This is a genomic window from Kocuria dechangensis, assembly GCF_014636775.1.
Classification (GTDB): Bacteria; Actinomycetota; Actinomycetes; order Actinomycetales; family Micrococcaceae; genus Kocuria; species Kocuria dechangensis.
In genome coordinates, this window is record NZ_BMEQ01000004.1 from 226073 (window position 1) to 242383 (window position 16311).

At 73.1% G+C, this 16311-nt stretch carries 18 protein-coding genes; 3 read left to right on the forward strand and 15 right to left on the reverse strand.

Translation table 11 applies throughout. From position 1 onward, the window contains the following. Positions 1 to 28: 28 nt before the first annotated feature. From IEW07_RS06075 to glmS, 3 genes are all read right to left on the reverse strand, one after another. Complete coding sequence (locus tag IEW07_RS06075) at positions 29 to 1603, reverse strand: NAD(P)H-hydrate epimerase (RefSeq protein WP_188535285.1); 1575 nt, start codon at positions 1601 to 1603, stop codon at positions 29 to 31. After that, positions 1600 to 1986, reverse strand: a complete 387-nt coding sequence (locus tag IEW07_RS06080) for a holo-ACP synthase (protein ID WP_188535287.1) — start codon at positions 1984 to 1986, stop codon at positions 1600 to 1602. The genes IEW07_RS06075 and IEW07_RS06080 overlap by 4 nt, the downstream gene beginning before the upstream one ends. Before the next feature lie 118 nt (positions 1987 to 2104). Next, complete coding sequence (gene glmS / locus IEW07_RS06085; RefSeq protein ID WP_188535288.1) at positions 2105 to 4015, reverse strand: glutamine--fructose-6-phosphate transaminase (isomerizing); 1911 nt, start codon at positions 4013 to 4015, stop codon at positions 2105 to 2107. Positions 4016 to 4094: 79 nt separating this feature from the next. Here glmS and coaA point away from each other — a divergent pair, with 79 nt between their 5' ends. From coaA to mscL, 3 genes are all read left to right on the forward strand, one after another. Next, positions 4095 to 5051: a type I pantothenate kinase gene (coaA, locus tag IEW07_RS06090; protein ID WP_188535290.1), complete on the forward strand. Its 957-nt coding sequence runs from the start codon at positions 4095 to 4097 to the stop codon at positions 5049 to 5051. Next, the gene (locus IEW07_RS06095; RefSeq protein ID WP_188535292.1) at positions 5051 to 5905 is read left to right on the forward strand and encodes a M15 family metallopeptidase; all 855 of its coding nucleotides are present in this window, start codon (positions 5051 to 5053) and stop codon (positions 5903 to 5905) included. Before coaA ends, IEW07_RS06095 begins: the two co-directional genes overlap by 1 nt. 94 nt (positions 5906 to 5999) lie before the next feature. Continuing rightward, entirely contained in the window at positions 6000 to 6392 is a 393-nt protein-coding gene (gene mscL, locus IEW07_RS06100; RefSeq protein WP_188535294.1) for a large conductance mechanosensitive channel protein MscL, read from the forward strand. 124 nt (positions 6393 to 6516) lie between these two features. Here mscL and glmM read toward each other — a convergent pair whose 3' ends face one another. From glmM to map, 12 genes are all read right to left on the reverse strand, one after another. Beyond that, on the reverse strand, positions 6517 to 7872 hold the full coding sequence (gene glmM / locus IEW07_RS06105) for a phosphoglucosamine mutase (RefSeq protein ID WP_188535296.1): 1356 nt from the start codon (positions 7870 to 7872) through the stop codon (positions 6517 to 6519). Positions 7873 to 8085: 213 nt separating this feature from the next. Then, positions 8086 to 8592, reverse strand: coding sequence for a 30S ribosomal protein S9 (gene rpsI, locus IEW07_RS06110; RefSeq protein WP_188535298.1), 507 nt, complete (start codon positions 8590 to 8592; stop codon positions 8086 to 8088). A gap of 33 nt (positions 8593 to 8625) precedes the next feature. Next, positions 8626 to 9069, reverse strand: coding sequence for a 50S ribosomal protein L13 (rplM, locus tag IEW07_RS06115; protein ID WP_188535300.1), 444 nt, complete (start codon positions 9067 to 9069; stop codon positions 8626 to 8628). 321 nt (positions 9070 to 9390) lie between these two features. Beyond that, positions 9391 to 10296: a tRNA pseudouridine(38-40) synthase TruA gene (gene truA, locus IEW07_RS06120; RefSeq protein WP_229741604.1), complete on the reverse strand. Its 906-nt coding sequence runs from the start codon at positions 10294 to 10296 to the stop codon at positions 9391 to 9393. A gap of 193 nt (positions 10297 to 10489) precedes the next feature. Then, positions 10490 to 11251 carry a 50S ribosomal protein L17, sunset domain variant gene (gene rplQ, locus IEW07_RS06125; RefSeq protein ID WP_188535303.1) on the reverse strand — a complete coding sequence of 254 codons (762 nt, stop codon included), beginning with the start codon at positions 11249 to 11251 and terminating at the stop codon, positions 10490 to 10492. 66 nt (positions 11252 to 11317) lie between these two features. Next, positions 11318 to 12325 (reverse strand): DNA-directed RNA polymerase subunit alpha, encoded by a 1008-nt coding sequence (locus IEW07_RS06130; RefSeq protein ID WP_188535305.1) that lies wholly within the window; start codon positions 12323 to 12325, stop codon positions 11318 to 11320. 139 nt (positions 12326 to 12464) lie between these two features. Further along, positions 12465 to 12869 carry a 30S ribosomal protein S11 gene (rpsK, locus tag IEW07_RS06135; protein WP_188535306.1) on the reverse strand — a complete coding sequence of 135 codons (405 nt, stop codon included), beginning with the start codon at positions 12867 to 12869 and terminating at the stop codon, positions 12465 to 12467. Between the two features lie 82 nt (positions 12870 to 12951). Continuing rightward, positions 12952 to 13320, reverse strand: a complete 369-nt coding sequence (rpsM, locus tag IEW07_RS06140) for a 30S ribosomal protein S13 (RefSeq protein WP_188535308.1) — start codon at positions 13318 to 13320, stop codon at positions 12952 to 12954. Positions 13321 to 13488: 168 nt separating this feature from the next. Further along, entirely contained in the window at positions 13489 to 13602 is a 114-nt protein-coding gene (gene rpmJ, locus IEW07_RS06145) for a 50S ribosomal protein L36 (protein ID WP_017833320.1), read from the reverse strand. Positions 13603 to 13656: 54 nt separating this feature from the next. After that, positions 13657 to 13878: a translation initiation factor IF-1 gene (gene infA, locus IEW07_RS06150; protein ID WP_017833319.1), complete on the reverse strand. Its 222-nt coding sequence runs from the start codon at positions 13876 to 13878 to the stop codon at positions 13657 to 13659. 274 nt (positions 13879 to 14152) lie between these two features. After that, the gene (rlmN, locus tag IEW07_RS06155; protein WP_188535402.1) at positions 14153 to 15391 is read right to left on the reverse strand and encodes a dual-specificity RNA methyltransferase RlmN; all 1239 of its coding nucleotides are present in this window, start codon (positions 15389 to 15391) and stop codon (positions 14153 to 14155) included. Positions 15392 to 15468: 77 nt separating this feature from the next. Next, positions 15469 to 16305, reverse strand: coding sequence for a type I methionyl aminopeptidase (gene map / locus IEW07_RS06160; RefSeq protein ID WP_188535310.1), 837 nt, complete (start codon positions 16303 to 16305; stop codon positions 15469 to 15471). Positions 16306 to 16311 lie beyond the last annotated feature (6 nt).

Genomic DNA, 16311 nt, shown 5'->3' on the forward strand with positions numbered 1-16311 from the left:
GTCCGGGGCGCCGGTCCGGGGCGCCGCTTCACGGCGCCAGGCGGAGGACCGAGCGCACGGCGGCCGAGAGGGCCGTGGGCGGCACGGGGCCGAGCCCGTCGGCGCGGGACGCGTAGCCGTGCACGGCCACCGCGAGCGCGGCCGCCACGGCGAAGCGCGCGTCCCCGCGGGCCCACTCCCCCGCCGCCGCGAAGGCGTCGGGGTGCTCGGCGCAGCCCGCGAGCACGGCGCCCATGACGCCGGCCAGGGTGTCCCCGCTGCCGGCGGTCGCGAGCCAGGGGCTGCCGTCCGCCTGGGAGAGCAGCGTCCCGCCGGGGGCGGCCACCAGCGTGGTGGCGCCCTTGAGCACGACCACGGCGCCCGTGGCCTCCGCGGCCGTCCGGGCCCACCGGGCGGGGTCGGCCTCGACGGCGGCCCGGTCGGGGGCCTCGTCGGTCGCGCCGAGGGCGGCCAGCCAGGCCAGGACCTGCACGAGCTCCCCGGCGTGCGGGGTGAGGATCTTGGCGGGGCCCAGGGCTCCGTCGGCGGCGGCCCGGGCGGCGGCGCCGAGCGCGCCCGCGTCGACGACGGCGGGCACGGGCCCGGCGAGCACCGCGTCGATCCGGGACTCCTGCGCGGGGTCCCCCACCGCGCCGGGGCCCACCACCCACGCCTGGACGTGCAGGTCGGCGGGGTGGTCCTCCGAGGCGACGACCTCGGGGCTGGTGAGGCACACGAGCCGGCGGGTCCCGGCGTCGCCGAGGTGGCGGACCATGCCCGCGCCGGCGTCCACCGCCGCGCGGGTGCACATGAGCGCGGCGCCCGGGTAGGTGGCCGAGCCGGCGACGACGCCCACCACCCCGCGGGAGTACTTGTGCGAGCCGGCGCCGGGCCGGGGCCACAGCGCGGCGACGTCGTCGTGCTCCAGGCGCCGCAGGGCGGGGGCGGGGAGGGCGTCCTCGAGGCCGAGGGGCACGGTGCGCACCTCCCCGCACAGCCGGTCCCCCGGCGGGAGCAGGTGCCCGGCCTTCGTGGCGCCGAAGGTCACGGTGGCGTCCGCGGGCAGCACCGGCCCGTCCGCCGCACCGGTGTCGGCGGAGACGCCCGAGGGCACGTCGCAGGCCACCACCAGGGGCGCGCGGCCCCCGGGAGCCGGCCACCGGTCCAGGACGGCGCGCACGATCTCGGCCGCGGTGCCGCGCAGCCCCCCGCGGGCGCCGGTGCCCAGGACCGCGTCGAGCACGAGGTCGGCGTCCAGGACCTGCTCGACGGCCCGACGGAGCGCCGGCGCGCCGTCGGCGGCGGGCAGGACCCGCCCGCCCGCGGCGCGCAGCGCCGCCTCGCCCTCCGGGTGCAGCCGGTCCCCGACGGCCACCGCGAGCACGGCGGCGCCCCGCCGGGCCAGCTCGGCCCCGGCCCACAGGCCGTCGCCGCCGTTGTTGCCGGTGCCGGCCAGCACGACGACGCGGGCCCCGGCGACGCGCCCGCGCCGGTCCCGTAGCCGCTCGAGGGCGACGAGGGCCAGTCCGTGGGCGGCGCGCCGCATGAGCGCCGGGCCCTGGCCGCGCTCGAGGTAGGGGGTCTCGGCGGCGCGCACCTGCGCGCCGGTGTACGCCTCGATCACGCGGGCCCCTCCTGCCCGGCCGCGGGCTCGTCCAGGCGCTCGGCGACGACCATGGCCATCGCGATCCCTCCGTCGTGCGTCATGGTCAGGTGCCAGCGGTCGATGCCCTGCCGGCGGGCCTCGGCGGCGACCGTGCCCTCCGTGCACAGCAGGGGCGCGCCGGAGGCGTCCTTCTCGATCCAGCAGTGCTGCCAGATCATCCCCGGCGGGGCCTTGAGCGCCTTGGCCGCCGCCTCCTTGGCCGCGAAGCGTGCCGCGAGCGAGCGCACGGGCAGCTCCCGCTCGGAGGGGACGAACAGCCGGGCCACGAGGCCGGGGGTGCGGGCGATCTGCTCCTCGAAGCGGGCGATGTCCACCACGTCGATGCCGGTGCCGATGATCATCCCCCCACCCTAGCGACCCCGGCGGCGCCCGGCCGGGGCCCCGACGGCCGCCGGCCCGCCGCCCCGGTCCTCGGACGAGGCGGGGCGGCGGGCCGGCGGAGGGTCGGGCGGGTCGTGCCTACTCGACGGTGACGGACTTCGCGAGGTTGCGCGGCTGGTCCACGTCGTAGCCCTTCGCGCCGGCGAGCTCGCACGCGAAGATCTGCAGCGGGACGGTCGCCAGCAGCGGCTGCAGCAGCGCGGGCGCGGCCGGGACGCGGAAGACGTGGTTGGCGTAGTCGGAGACCGACTCGTCGCCCTCCTCGGCGATCACGATGGTCACGGCGCCGCGGGCGCGGACCTCCTGGATGTTGGAGACGACCTTGGCGTGCAGCGAGTCGCGGCCCCGCGGGGACGGCACGATCACGAACACGGGCTGGCCCTCGTCGATCAGCGCGATCGGGCCGTGCTTGAGCTCGCCGGCGGCGAAGCCCTCGGCGTGGATGTAGGCGATCTCCTTGAGCTTCAGCGCGCCCTCCAGGGCCACGGGGTAGCCCACGTGGCGGCCCAGGAACAGCACGGAGCCCTCGTCCTTCATGGCCCGGGCCAGCTCCTTGACCTGGTCCTCGTTGTCGATGACGGTCTGGATCTTCGCCGGCATCGCCTCGAGCTCGGCGAGGATCGTGCCGATCTCGTCCTTGAACTTGTTGCCGCGCAGCTGCGCCAGGTACAGGCCCAGCAGGTAGGCGGCGGTGATCTGGGCGAGGAACGCCTTGGTGGAGGCCACGGCGATCTCCGGGCCGGCGTGCGTGTAGAGCACGGCGTCGGCCTCGCGCGGGATGGTGGAGCCGTTGGTGTTGCAGATCGCCACGACCTTCGCGCCCTGCTCCTGCGCGTGGCGCACGGCCATGAGCGTGTCCATCGTCTCGCCCGACTGGGAGATCGCGACCACCAGGGTGCGCTCGTCCACGATCGGGTCGCGGTAGCGGAACTCGTGGGCGAGCTCCACCTCGGTGGGGATCCGGCACCAGTGCTCGATCGCGTAGCGGGCGACCTGGCCCGCGTAGGACGCGGTGCCGCAGGCGATGACGATGATCTTGTCGACCGAGCGCAGCAGCGACTCGTCGATCTTCAGCTCGTCGAGGGTCAGGTTGCCCTTCTCGTCGAGCCGGCCCAGGAGGGTCTGCTCCACGGCCATCGGCTGGTCGTGGATCTCCTTCTCCATGAAGGACGGGAAGCCGCCCTTCTCCGCGGCGGCCGCGTCCCAGAGCACCTCGAAGGGCTTTCCCTCGGCGGGGTTGCCGTGGAAGTCGGTGATCTCGTAGTCGTCGGCGGTGATGGACACGACCTGGTCCTGGCCGAGCTCCACGGCGCTGCGGGTGTAGTCGATGAACCCGGAGACGTCCGAGCCCAGGAAGTTCTCGCCCTCGCCCAGGCCGAGCACGAGCGGGGAGTTGCGGCGGGCGGCCACGACGTGGCCGGGGTGGTCGACGTGCACGGCGAGGAGCGTGAACGCGCCCTCGAGCCGGCGGCACGTCGCCTGCATCGCGGCGGTGAGGTCCTGGCCGTCGAGGTCGTTGTAGGTGTCGGCGAGCAGGACGGCGGCGACCTCGGTGTCGGTCTCCGAGCGGAACTCGTAGCCCTTCTCCACGAGCTCACGCTTGATCTCGGCGAAGTTCTCGATGATGCCGTTGTGGATCATGGCCAGCCGGCCCCCGTCGACGACGTGGGGGTGGGCGTTGACGTCGGTGGGGCCGCCGTGGGTGGCCCACCGGGTGTGCCCGATCCCCGTCCGGGCGATGGGCAGCGGGCTCTCCTGGAGCTCCGTGATCAGGTTGGCGAGCTTCCCGGCCTTCTTCCGGTACTCGACCGCCCCGTCCGCGACCACGGCCACGCCGGCCGAGTCGTAGCCGCGGTACTCCAACCGGCGCAGGCCCTCGAGGATGACCTCCAGGGCACCGTGCTCCTGACTTCCCCCCACGAGGTCGGCGATGTCGAGGGGGGTGCTGACGGCGGGCTCACGGCCCACATATCCGACGATTCCACACATGCAAGGCACTGTACCGGAGAGGGGCGCGGCACCTTGATTTGCGTCAGCACATGAATGCCGCGGGCGTAGACTGGCCGCGATGAGTGCCCACACCCTGAACCACCGCGTCTCGCCGTTCGTGGAGCTCGACCGGCAGACCTGGTCGCGGCTCTCGAACGAGATCGACGTCCCCCTCACCTCCCAGGAGATCGAGAACCTGCGCGGTCTCGGCGACCGGCTCGACGTCGAGGAGGTGCGGGAGGTCTACCTCCCCCTCTCCCGGCTGCTCACCCTCTACGACGCGTCCTCGAGCGAGCTCAACGCCTCCACCAACGCCTTCCTCGGCGAGCAGCACGCGCGCACGCCGTTCGTGGTCGGCATCGCCGGCTCCGTGGCGGCGGGCAAGTCCACCACGGCCCGCCTGCTGCGGGAGCTGCTCTCCCGGTGGCCCTCCACCCCGAACGTCCAGCTGGTGACCACCGACGGCTTCCTCTACCCGAACGCGGAGCTGCGGCGCCGCGGGCTCATGGACCGCAAGGGTTTCCCGGAGTCCTACGACCGCCGGGCCCTGCTGCGCTTCGTCGCCGAGATCAAGTCCGGCGCCGCCGAGGTGCGCGCCCCCCGGTACTCGCACCACACCTACGACATCGTCCCCGGCGGGGAGATCGTGGTGACCCGCCCGGACGTCGTCATCGTGGAGGGCCTCAACGTCCTCGCCCCGGCCAAGGTGCGGCCCGGTGACCGGGCCGCCGTGGCCCTGAGCGACTTCTTCGACTTCTCCATCTACGTGGACGCCCGCATCTCCGACATCGAGCGCTGGTACGTCGAGCGGTTCCAGGCGCTGCGCACCTCGGCGTTCGCCGACCCGGGCTCCTACTTCCACCGCTACGCCGACCTCTCCGACGAGGAGGCCCGGGAGACGGCCCTGGGGATCTGGCGGCGGATCAACGGACCCAACCTCGTGGAGAACGTCCAGCCCACCCGGGGCCGGGCACGGCTGATCCTGTCCAAGGACTCCGACCACTCGATCCGGCGCGTGCTGCTGCGCAAGAACTGATGCGCCCCTCCCGGCCCCGGGCGCTGCTGCTCGCCACGGCCCTCCTGACCGCCGGGTGCGGCCCCTCCCCCGGGGACGTCGCCCCGGTCCCGTCGGCGCCGGCCACCGCCCCGTCCGCGACGACGACCGCCCCGGTCCCGTCCGCGCCCGTGTCGTCTGCTCCCGTGCCCTCCGCCGGCGTATCCTCCGCTCCCGTGCCCTCCGCCGGCGTGCCCTCCGCCCCCGGGGCGCCGGGTGCCGGGGACGCACCGGGCCCGGCGCCCGGCCTGGACGACCCCGCGTCCCTCGCGGTCGTCGTGAACAAGCGACGGCCCCTGGTGCCCGCCGGCTGGGCGCCCGCCGAGCTGGAGACGGTCGAGGGCCGGCGGCTGCGGCCGGAGGCGGCGGGCGCGGCCCGGGAGCTGCTGGCCGCCGCCCGGACGGACGGGGTGGGCGTCGTCCTGCTCTCGGGCTACCGCTCCTACGACGAGCAGGTCACGACCTACGCGGGGTGGGTGGCGCAGCAGGGCCAGGAGGCCGCGGACACCGTCTCCGCCCGGCCGGGCCACTCGGAGCACCAGACGGGCCTGGCCGTGGACGTCGGGGAGGACGGCCCGTGCGACCTGCGGGCCTGCTTCGCCGGGACCGCGACCGCGGCGTGGGTGGCCGAGCACGCCCCCGAGCACGGCTTCGTGGTGCGCTACCCGCCGGGCCAGGAGCCGACCACGGGGTACGCCCACGAGCCGTGGCACCTGCGCTACCTGGGGCCCGAGCGCGCCCAGGAGCTCGTCCGCTCCGGTGCGGCGACCCTGGAGGAGTTCTCCGGGCTGGGCCCCGCCCCGGACTACGCGCCGGAGCCGGCCCCCGGCGGCTGAGCCGGCCACGGGGCCCGCCGGGTGTCGCCCGCGCGTCATCAGGACGTCGCCCCCGGTCGACCCGCCCTTCTCCCGGGAGCCGTAGTGTGGGCGCATGCTCAGAGGATTCAGAGAATTCATCATGAAGGGCAACGTCCTGGACCTCGCCGTCGCCGTGATCATCGGCGCCGCCTTCGCCCAGGTCGTCAACGCCCTCGTCCAGTCCGTGCTCATGCCCGCCATCTCGGCGCTGGTGGGGTCGCCCGACTTCGACTCGTTCGCCATGGTCACGCTCAACGGCAACGACATCCGGTTCGGGGTGCTGCTCACCGCGCTCGTGAACTTCCTGCTCGTGGCCGCCGCCGTGTACTTCGCGATCGTCCTGCCCCTGAACAAGATGATCGAGGCCCGCAACCGCTGCCTCGGCATCGCCCCCGCCGACGAGGAGACCGATCCCCAGGTCCAGCTCCTCACCGAGATCCGGGACGCGCTGCACCAGCGCTCCTGACCACCCTCCGCTCCCGCCTCCCGGGACGGGCGGCCCGGGAACGACAGCGGCGAGGGCCCGCACCATCCGGTGCGGGCCCTCGCCGTGCTCGTGCCGCCGGGCCTTGTAGGGTCCGGGCCGTGCCTCAGACGGTCAGGGAGAGCTCCTGCTCCACGACCGAGGCCAGGTACTCGGCCTCCTCCTGCGCGACGTCCTGCGTGGCGGCCTCGACCATCACGCGGACCACGGGCTCGGTCCCCGAGGGGCGCAGCAGCACCCGGCCGGTCTCGCCGAGGCGCTGCTCGACCTCCCCGACGGCGGTGCGCACGGCGCCGTTGGCGCCGACGCCGGCGCGGTCCACGCCCCGGACGTTCAGGAGCACCTGCGGCAGGCGGGTCATCACGGTGGCGAGCTCCGCGAGGGGCGTGCCGGTCTGCGCGACCCGCGACGCGAGCATCAGGCCCGTGAGCAGGCCGTCGCCGGTGGTGGCGTAGTCGGACATGATCACGTGGCCGGACTGCTCGCCGCCCAGGTTGTACCCGTGCTCGGTCATGGTCTCCAGGACGTAGCGGTCCCCCACCGCGGTCTCCCGCAGCTCGATCCCGGCCTTGCGCAGTGCGAGCTTCAGGCCCAGGTTGCTCATCACGGTGGCGACCAGGGTGTCGTCCACCAGCCGGCCCGCGTCCTTCATGGCGAGGGCGAGGACGGCCATGATCTGGTCGCCGTCGACCTCCTGCCCGGTGTGGTCCACCGCGAGGCAGCGGTCGGCGTCGCCGTCGTGCGCGATCCCGAGGTCCGCCCCGAGCTCGACGACGGCGCGCTGCAGCGGGCCCAGGTGGGTCGAGCCGCATCCGTCGTTGATGTTCAGCCCGTCAGGCTCCGCGCCGATGACGTGCACGGTGGCGCCCGCGGCGCGGAACGCGTCCGGGGACGACGCGCTGGCGGCGCCGTTGGCGCAGTCGAGGACGACCGTCAGGCCCTCCAGCCGGTGCGGGATCGCCCCGACCAGGTGGAGGATGTAGCGGTCCTCGGCGTCGCTGAAGCGGCTGACGCGGCCGACGCCGGCGCCGGTGGGCCGCTGAAAGCGCCGGGCCTCGTAGACGGCCTGGATCTCGTCCTCCACGCGGTCGGGGAGCTTCTTGCCGCCGCGGGCCAGGAACTTGATCCCGTTGTCCGGGGCCGGGTTGTGGGAGGCGGAGATCATCACGCCGAAGTCCGCGCCCAGGTCCGCGACCAGGTACGCGGCCGCCGGGGTCGGCATCACGCCCGCGTCGCGGACGTCCACCCCCGAGCCGGCCAGCCCGGCCGTGACCGCGGCGCTCAGGAACTCGCCGCTGGCGCGTCCGTCCTGCGCGACGACCGCGGTGGGCCGCCGGCCCTCGGGCACCTGGCCGTGGCCGAGGACCACCGCCGCCGCCTGGGCGAGATCCAGTGTCATGTTGGCTGTGAGGAGGTCGTTCGCGAGCCCGCGGACGCCGTCCGTTCCGAATAATCTAGACATCGTTCCCCATCCTACGTTCTGCCCCGGCGCCGGCCCGCAGCCGTGCGCCGCCGGGGGCCGTCTCCCCGCGGCCGGGCGTGTGCTAATGCTATTCCTCCGGGGCGCCGGTGACCGTTCATGACGGCAGTTCCCGCCCCGGAACGACGGAACCCCGCCCGCGCCGGGGCGCGGACGGGGTTCGGCGGCCGAGGGACGGGCCCGCGGGCCCGTGGATCAGCGCTTGGAGTACTGCGGGGCCTTGCGGGCCTTCTTGAGACCGGCCTTCTTGCGCTCGGTGACGCGGGCGTCACGGGTGAGGAAGCCGGCCTTCTTGAGCGTCGGACGGTTGTTCTCCGTGTCGATCTCGTTCAGGGCGCGGGACACGCCGTGGCGCAGCGCGCCGGCCTGGCCGGAGGGGCCACCGCCGTGGATGCGGGCGATGACGTCGTAGGCGCCCTCGAGCTCCAGCAGCCGGAAGGGGTCGTTGACCTCCTGCTGGTGCAGCTTGTTCGGGAAGTAGTTCTCCAGGGTCCGGCCGTTGACGATCCACTGGCCGGAGCCGGGGACGACGCGCACGCGGGCCACGGCCTCCTTGCGGCGGCCCACGGCCTGGCCGGAGACGGTCAGGGCGGGGCGCTCGGCCACGGGGGCGGTCTCGGCGCCGGGCGCGGACTCGGAGGTGTAGCTGGTCAGCGCCTCCTCGCCCTCGACGGTGTACTGCTCGTCAGTATTCTGAGCCACGATTCTCCTCGTTAGTTTCTGTCGTAGGCCCGATTACTGGGCGACCTGGGTGAACTCGAAGGTCTTCGGCTGCTGGGCACCGTGGGGGTGCTCCGGGCCGGCGTAGACCTTCAGCTTGGACATCTGCTGGGCGGCCAGCTTGTTCTTGGGGAGCATGCCACGGATGGCCTTCTCCACGGCGCGCACCGGGTTCTTCTCCAGCAGCTCCGCGTAGGAGGTGGACTTCAGTCCGCCCGGGTAGCCGGAGTGGCGGTAGGCCCGCTTCTTCTCGAGCTTGGAGCCGGTCAGGGCGACCTTCTCGGCGTTGATGATGATGACGAAATCACCGGCGTCCACGTGGGGAGCAAAGGTCGGCTTGTGCTTTCCGCGCAGCAGCGTTGCGGTCTGGCTGGCAAGACGACCCAGGACGACGTCGGTGGCATCGATGACGTGCCACTGGCGCTGAATGTCACCGGGCTTCGGGGTGTACGTACGCACGTTAGTTTGCCTTCGTTCGGGTTCTCTCGGTGGCGCTAGTTGGGATCACGCCGTTACTCGGTGTGCCGTCCGGGGCTCGGGTGAGGGCCGAGCTGCATCCGGTGCCCGAGACCCCGGTGCACCGGACCGCCAGGCGTCCTGCAACGGGACAGCGGATCCGGGTACACGTGAACCGAGGCGGGACACGCACAACAGCAGTCAACGTTACCGGATCGCACGGCTTAAGACCACTCGGCATACACCCGGGCCGGGCGGCGGTCAATCTCAGCGGGCCCCGGGCCGGGTGTGCAGGAGCAGGCGCGGGGAGCGCGCCGGGCCGCCTCAGCCCGCCGGGGAGCGGCGCGCGCGGGTCTGGGCCGCCCGCTCCCCCAGCGCGCCGTCCCCGGGGTAGCGGACCTCCTCGAGGACCAGCGCGTGCGCGGGGGCCATGAGGACGCGGGCGTCGCGGACCCGGTCGGCGAGCTGCCGGCCGAGCCAGTCGGAGGCCTCCCGGCCCCCGCCCACCCGGGCGGCCGCGCCCACGATCGAGCGGACCATGTGGTGGCAGAACGCGTCGGCCTCGATCCCCAGGACCACGAGCCCGTCCCGGTCCCGCTCGACGGAGACCCCGAGGACCTCGCGGACGGTGGTGGCGCCCTCGCGGGGCCGGCAGAAGGAGAGGAAGTCGTGCAGGCCCACGAGGTCCTGCACGGCCTCGGCCATCACGGCGACGTCCAGCACGTCCTTCGTCCACCACGTGAGGTGGCGGGTGAGCGGGTCCCAGCCGGCGGCCCCGTCGTCGATCCGGTAGCTGTACCGGCGGGAGACCGCGGAGAAGCGGGCGTCGAACCCCTCCGGCGCCGCGGCGGCACGGCGCACCACGACGGCGCCCGGGCACTCGGGCAGCCCCTGCTCGCGGCGGCCGCGGCCCAGGACGTGGGCCAGCGCCCCGGTGAGCCGGCGCTCGAGCGCGGCGGCGGGGTCCTCCGCCCGCCCGCGGGCGAGGGCGCCCCACTCCCCCGCCGTGAGGTCCGCGTGCACCACCTGGCCCCGCGCGTGGACGCCGGTGTCGGTGCGCCCGGCCACGACGACCCGGACGTCGCGGCGCACCAGCACCGCCAGGGCGTCCTCCAGGGCGCCCTGGACCGTGGGCAGCCCGGGCTGGCGGGCCCACCCGGAGAAGGGGGCGCCGTCGTAGGCGAGGTCGATCCGCGCGCGCACGGGCGCGTCGGGCACGGTCCGGGTCACGGGCGGCTCCTGCTGGGCGTCGAGGTGTCAGTCGTCGGGGTGTCGGGCACCGGGGTGTCAGGCGCCGGGGTGTCAGGCGCCGGAGTGGTGAAGGCCGGCCGGTCCGGCGGCGGTCGGCCGGGTCCGGGCACGGCGACGCCGCCGGGGACCAGGTCCCCGGCGGCGTGCACGGTGTCTGTCCGGAGGGCTCCGGTCAGCGCAGCTTCTGGGCGGCGGCGCCACCGGCCGGCTGGAAGCCCGCGGCCTCGGCGTTGGCCGGGGAGTCGAACCAGATCTCGGCGGTCGTGCCCGCGTACCAGCGCGAGCCGGGCACGTGGTACTTCATCGAGTTCTTGTTGCCCTTGACGTCGAAGCCCTCGGGGGCCTCGCCGGACTCGAGCGGCGCGTGCGAGCCGGGGAACTCCGCGTCGGCGTTCTCGGCTGCGACCTCGGCGGCCTGCTCCGAGCCGACCTCGGGGGCCTGCTCCGCGGCGGGGATCTCCTCGGCGGCGACCTCGGCCTCGGTGGACTCCGCAGGGGTGTCGACCGGGGCGGCGGGGGCCGGGGCGGCCTTGGCGGTGGCGCGCTCGGCCTCGGCCACGGTGGCCTTGGTCGCGACGGGCTCCATCACGAGTTCGATGACGGCCATGGGGGCGTTGTCGCCCTTGCGGTTGCCGATCTTGGTGATGCGGGTGTAGCCGCCGTTGCGGTCCTCCATCGCCGAGGCGATGGTGGTGAACAGCTCGTGCACCACGGACTTGTCGGTCAGCTGCGCGAGCACGCGGCGACGGGCGGCCAGGTCACCGCGCTTGGCGAAGGTGATCAGGCGCTCGGCGTAGGGACGCATCCGCTTCGCCTTGGTGACCGTGGTGGTGATGCGCTTGTGCTCGAACAGCTGCTGGGACAGGTTCGCCAGCATCAGGCGCTCATGGGCGGGGCCGCCTCCGAGGCGGGGTCCCTTGGTGGGAGTAGGCATGGTTGTTGATCTCCTGGAAGTTCGTCCCGTCCGGGCCGTGCGGCCGGGGGGACGGAGCGGGAAGGATTACTGGTCGACGTCGTCGAACGGGTTCTCGTCGTCGATCGCGGCGGCGCGAGCGGCGAGGTCGAAACCGGGGGGCGAGTCCTTGAGGGACAGGCCGAGGTCGACGAGCTTGGCCTTGACCTCGTCGATCGACTTGGCGCCGAAGTTGCGGATGTCCATCAGGTCCGCCTCGGAGCGGCCGACGAGCTCACCCACGGTGTGGATGCCCTCGCGCTTGAGGCAGTTGTAGGACCGCACGGTCAGCTCGAGGTCCTCGATCGGCAGCGCCATGTCCGCGGCCATCGCCGCGTCCGTCGGCGACGGGCCGATCTCGATGCCCTCGGCGGCCGTGTTCAGCTCACGCGCCAGGCCGAACAGCTCGACCAGGGTGGTGCCGGCGGAGGCCACCGCGTCACGCGGGGTGATGGCCTCCTTGGTCTCCACGTCCAGGATCAGCTTGTCGAAGTCGGTGCGCTGCTCCACACGGGTGGCCTCCACGCGGAAGGTCACCTTCAGGACGGGCGAGTAGATCGAGTCGACCGGGATGCGCCCGATCTCCGCGTCCCCCGCCTTGTTCTGGGCGGCGGAGACGTAGCCGCGGCCGCGCTCGATGGTCAGCTCGAGCTCGAGCTGGCCCTTCGCGTTGAGCGTGGCGATGTGCAGGTCCGGGTTGTGGACCTCCACCCCGGCCGGAGCCGTGATGTCCGCGGCGGTGACGACGCCCGGGCCCTGCTTGCGCAGGTAGGCGACGACCGGCTCGTCCTGCTCCGAGGAGACGGCGAGCTTCTTGATGTTGAGGATGATCTCGGTGACGTCCTCCTTGACGCCCTCCACGGTGGAGAACTCGTGGAGCACCCCGTCGATGCGGATGCTGGTCACGGCGGCACCCGGGATCGAGGAGAGCAGGGTGCGGCGGAGGGAGTTGCCGAGGGTGTAGCCGAAGCCGGGCTCGAGCGGTTCGATCACGAAGCGGGACCGGTTGTCGGCCACGACCTCTTCGGAGAGGGTGGGGCGCTGTGCGATGAGCACTGATGTTTCCTTTCAGCGGGCATCCGCTATATGACGCACGCAGGTGGTGGAAAACAGTTGATGGGTGCGGACCGGTGACCGGTCCGGGGTCAGCGCGACCGACGGGACCCCGCGCGGGGTCCCGTCGGTTGCGCTCGCATCAGACGCGGCGGCGCTTCGGCGGGCGGCAACCGTTGTGCGCGCTCGGGGTGACGTCCGAGATGGAGCCGACCTCGAGGCCGGTGGCCTGCAGGGAGCGGATGGCGGTCTCGCGCCCGGAGCCCGGGCCCTTGACGAAAACGTCGACCTTGCGCACGCCGTGCTCCTGCGCGCGCTTCGCGGCGGCCTCGGCGGCCATCTGCGCGGCGAACGGGGTGGACTTGCGGGAGCCCTTGAACCCCATCTCGCCGGCGGAGGACCAGGAGAGGACGGCGCCGGTGGGATCGGTGATGGTGACGATGGTGTTGTTGAACGTGGACTTGATGTGGGCGTGGCCCTGGGTCACGTTCTTCTTGTCCTTGCGGCGGGGCTTGCGTGAAGCCGCTGCGCGAGTCTTCGGGGGCATGTGAATCTCCTACAAAGTTCGGGAAGAGTGGTGGTGGGCCGCTCGGGGGACCGCGGGGTCCCGGGGTGCGAGCGGCAGCGGGCTACTTCTTCTTGCCGGCGACCGTGCGCTTCGGGCCCTTGCGGGTGCGAGCGTTGGTCTTGGTGCGCTGGCCGTGCACGGGCAGGCCGCGGCGGTGCCGGATGCCCTGGTAGCTGCCGATCTCGACCTTGCGGCGGATGTCGGCGGCCACCTCACGGCGGAGGTCACCCTCAACCTTGTAGTTGCCTTCGATGTAGTCGCGCAGCTCCACGAGCTGGGCATCGGTGAGTTCGCGCACGCGCACGTCGCCCGAGATGCCCGTGGCCTCGAGGGTTTCGTGCGCGCGGGTGCGGCCCACGCCGTAGATGTAGGTGAGCGCGACTTCCAGCCGCTTCTCACGGGGAAGGTCGACGCCTGCGAGACGAGCCATATCGGCGGTTCTCCTTGTGTTTCTCCAGAGGTCTGGAGCATCGCTGCCCGGTCGGGGACGTCGTGTCCCCTCCGGTCCCCGGCCTCTGTACCGGGGGCACCCGACCGGATCTCTCCGGTCGGGAGCGGTGCCTTGTCAATCCACTTGCGTGGGGCAGGTCGGGGCCGGTCAGCCCTGACGCTGTTTGTGGCGCGGGTTCTCGCAGATCACCATGACCCGCCCGTTGCGGCGGATCACCTTGCACTTGTCGCAGATCGGCTTCACGCTCGGTTGGACCTTCATCGCATTCCTTCGCGTCGTTCTCTCGAGTGGTGTGCGGCCCGGGGGCCGCCGGTCCTACTTGTAGCGGTAGACGATACGACCACGAGTGAGGTCGTACGGGCTCAGCTCCACCACCACGCGGTCCTCGGGGAGGATCCGGATGTAGTGCTGGCGCATCTTGCCCGAGATGTGGGCGAGAACAAGGTGACCGTTGTTCAGCTCAACACGAAACATCGCGTTGGGCAGAGCCTCGACCACAGTGCCTTCGATCTCGATGACTCCGTCTTTCTTGGCCATATCCTCCGCTAACTTCAGGTGCCTGCCGCCGGGGCGGCAGGCAGGATTCGGTGTACTTGATCGTTAAACGCCGCAGCGGACCCGTACGCGTGCACCATCACCGAAAGTGTTCGGCGGGGGTGTGCGTGGTCCGATGAGTGCGGAATCGCTTGAGCACAGACAACCAACAGAACACTCTACTGGATCGGGGGCGGTCCCCGCAACGCGGGCCCGCTCCCCCGCCGCGCCCCGGCCGCCCTCCCGGGCCGGGAGGGGCGGGGTGCGACGACGCGGCTCAGACGGTCGCGGCCAGCTGCCCGCACGCCCCGTCGATGTCGGAGCCGCGGGTGTCGCGCACGGTGGTGGGGATGCCGTGGGCGCGCAGCCGCTCCACGAAGTTCTGCTCCACGCCGGGGCGGGAGGCGGTCCACTTGGAGCCGGGGGTGGGGTTGAGCGGGATCGGGTTGACGTGCACCCACCCGCCGCCGCGGGCGTTGAGCTTCTCCCCCAGCAGGTCGGCGCGCCACCCGTGGTCGTTGATGTCGCGGATCAGCGCGTACTCGATGGACACCCGCCGGCCCGTGACCTGGTAGTACTCGTAGGCGGCGTCGAGGGCCTCGTCGACCTTCCAGCGGGTGTTGATCGGGATGAGCTCGTCGCGCAGCTCGTCGTCCGGGGCGTGCAGGGACAGGGCGAGGGTGACCGGCAGCTTCTCCTGGGTGAACTTCCGGATCCCGGGGACCAGTCCCACCGTGGACATCGTGATCCCGCGCGCGGAGATGCCGAGGCCCTCCGGCGAGGGGTCGATGAGCCGGTGGATCGCCCCGATGGACGCCTTGTAGTTGGCCAGGGCCTCCCCCATGCCCATGAACACGATGTTGGACACCCGCAGGGGCTCCTGCTCCGCCCGGCCCACCCGGCCGCCGCGCAGCATCCGCGCCCCCTGGACCACCTGCTCCACGATCTCGGCGGTGGAGAGGTTGCGGGTCAGACCGGCCTGGCCGGTCGCGCAGAACGGGCAGTTCATCCCGCAGCCGGCCTGCGAGGAGATGCACATGGTCACCCGGTTGGTGTAGCGCATGAGCACGGACTCCACGGTGGCGCCGTCGAAGAGCCGGTGGACGGTCTTGAGCGTGGCCCCCTGGTCGGCCTCGAGGGTGCGCACCGTCGTCAGCAGCGGGGGCAGGGCCTGCGCCACGAGCTCCTCGCGGCCCTCCGCCGGGAGGTCGGTCATGTCCGCGGCCTCGACGGCGAACCGGTCGAAGTAGTGCCGGGAGAGCTGGCCGGCGCGGAACGGCTTGTGCCCCAGCCCGGCGAGGAACTCCCGGCGTCCGGCCATGTCGAAGTCGGCGATGTGCTGCGGCGGCTTGCCGCGCCGCGGCGCGGTGAAGGTGAGCTGGCCGGGCTTCGGCCGGACAGTCAGCTCGACGGGCGTCCGGCGCCCCGCGGAGGCCTGCCCCGGGGCGTTCTCCCCCGCGGTGCTCTCCGCCGTGGCATCCGCCGCGGCGGCGTCCTGTCCTGTGGTGTCCTGCATGGTGGTCTCCTGCGCGGTCGTCTGCTCGGGCGGATCCGGCGCGGCGGTCTCCCCGCCCGGACGGGAGCCGGGACCGGTCACGGCCGGTCCTCGGGGATGGGGACGGGGGTCACGCCGAGCGGCTCGAGCTCGGAGGCTCCCCCGTCCTCGGCGGTGAGCACCCAGATCCCGTCGGCGTGGAGGGCCACGGAGTGCTCCCACTGGCTGGAGCGGGCGCCGTCGGTCGTGACCACGGTCCAGTCGTCGTCGAGCACGCGGGTGCCGATGCCCCCGCGCACGAGCATGGGCTCGATGGCCAGGGCCATGCCCGCCCTCAGCCGCGGCCCGCGGTCGGTGCTGCGGAAGTTCAGGACGTCGGGGGCCATGTGCATCTTGGAGCCGATGCCGTGGCCCACGTACTCCTCGAGGATGCCGAACCGGTGCCCGGAGACCTCCCGGACGTGGTCCTCGACGGCCGCGCCGATGTCCCCGACGTGCGTGCCGGTGGCCACGGCGGCGATCCCGCGCCACATGGCGGCGCGTGTCACCTCGGACAGCTCGACGTCCGCGGGGTCGGGACTGCCCAGCAGGACGGTGCGGGCGGAGTCGCCGTGCCAGCCGTCCACGATCGCCCCGCCGTCGATGGAGAGGATGTCCCCGGCGGCGAGGACCTGCTCCCCCGGGATGCCGTGCACCACGACGTCGTTGACGGACACGCACACGGCGGCCGGGTAGCCGAAGTAGCCGAGGAAGTTCGAGGTGGCCCTGTGCTCCTCGAGCACGCCCCGGAACACCTCGTCGAGGTGGGCGGCGGTGACGCCGGGGACGGCGGCGGCCACCGCGGCGTCGAGGGCGCGCGAGGTCACCTCCCCGGCGCGCTGCATGGCGCGCAGCTGGGCGTTGGTCTTGTACTCGATCCGGCGGCGGCCGAACATGCGTCA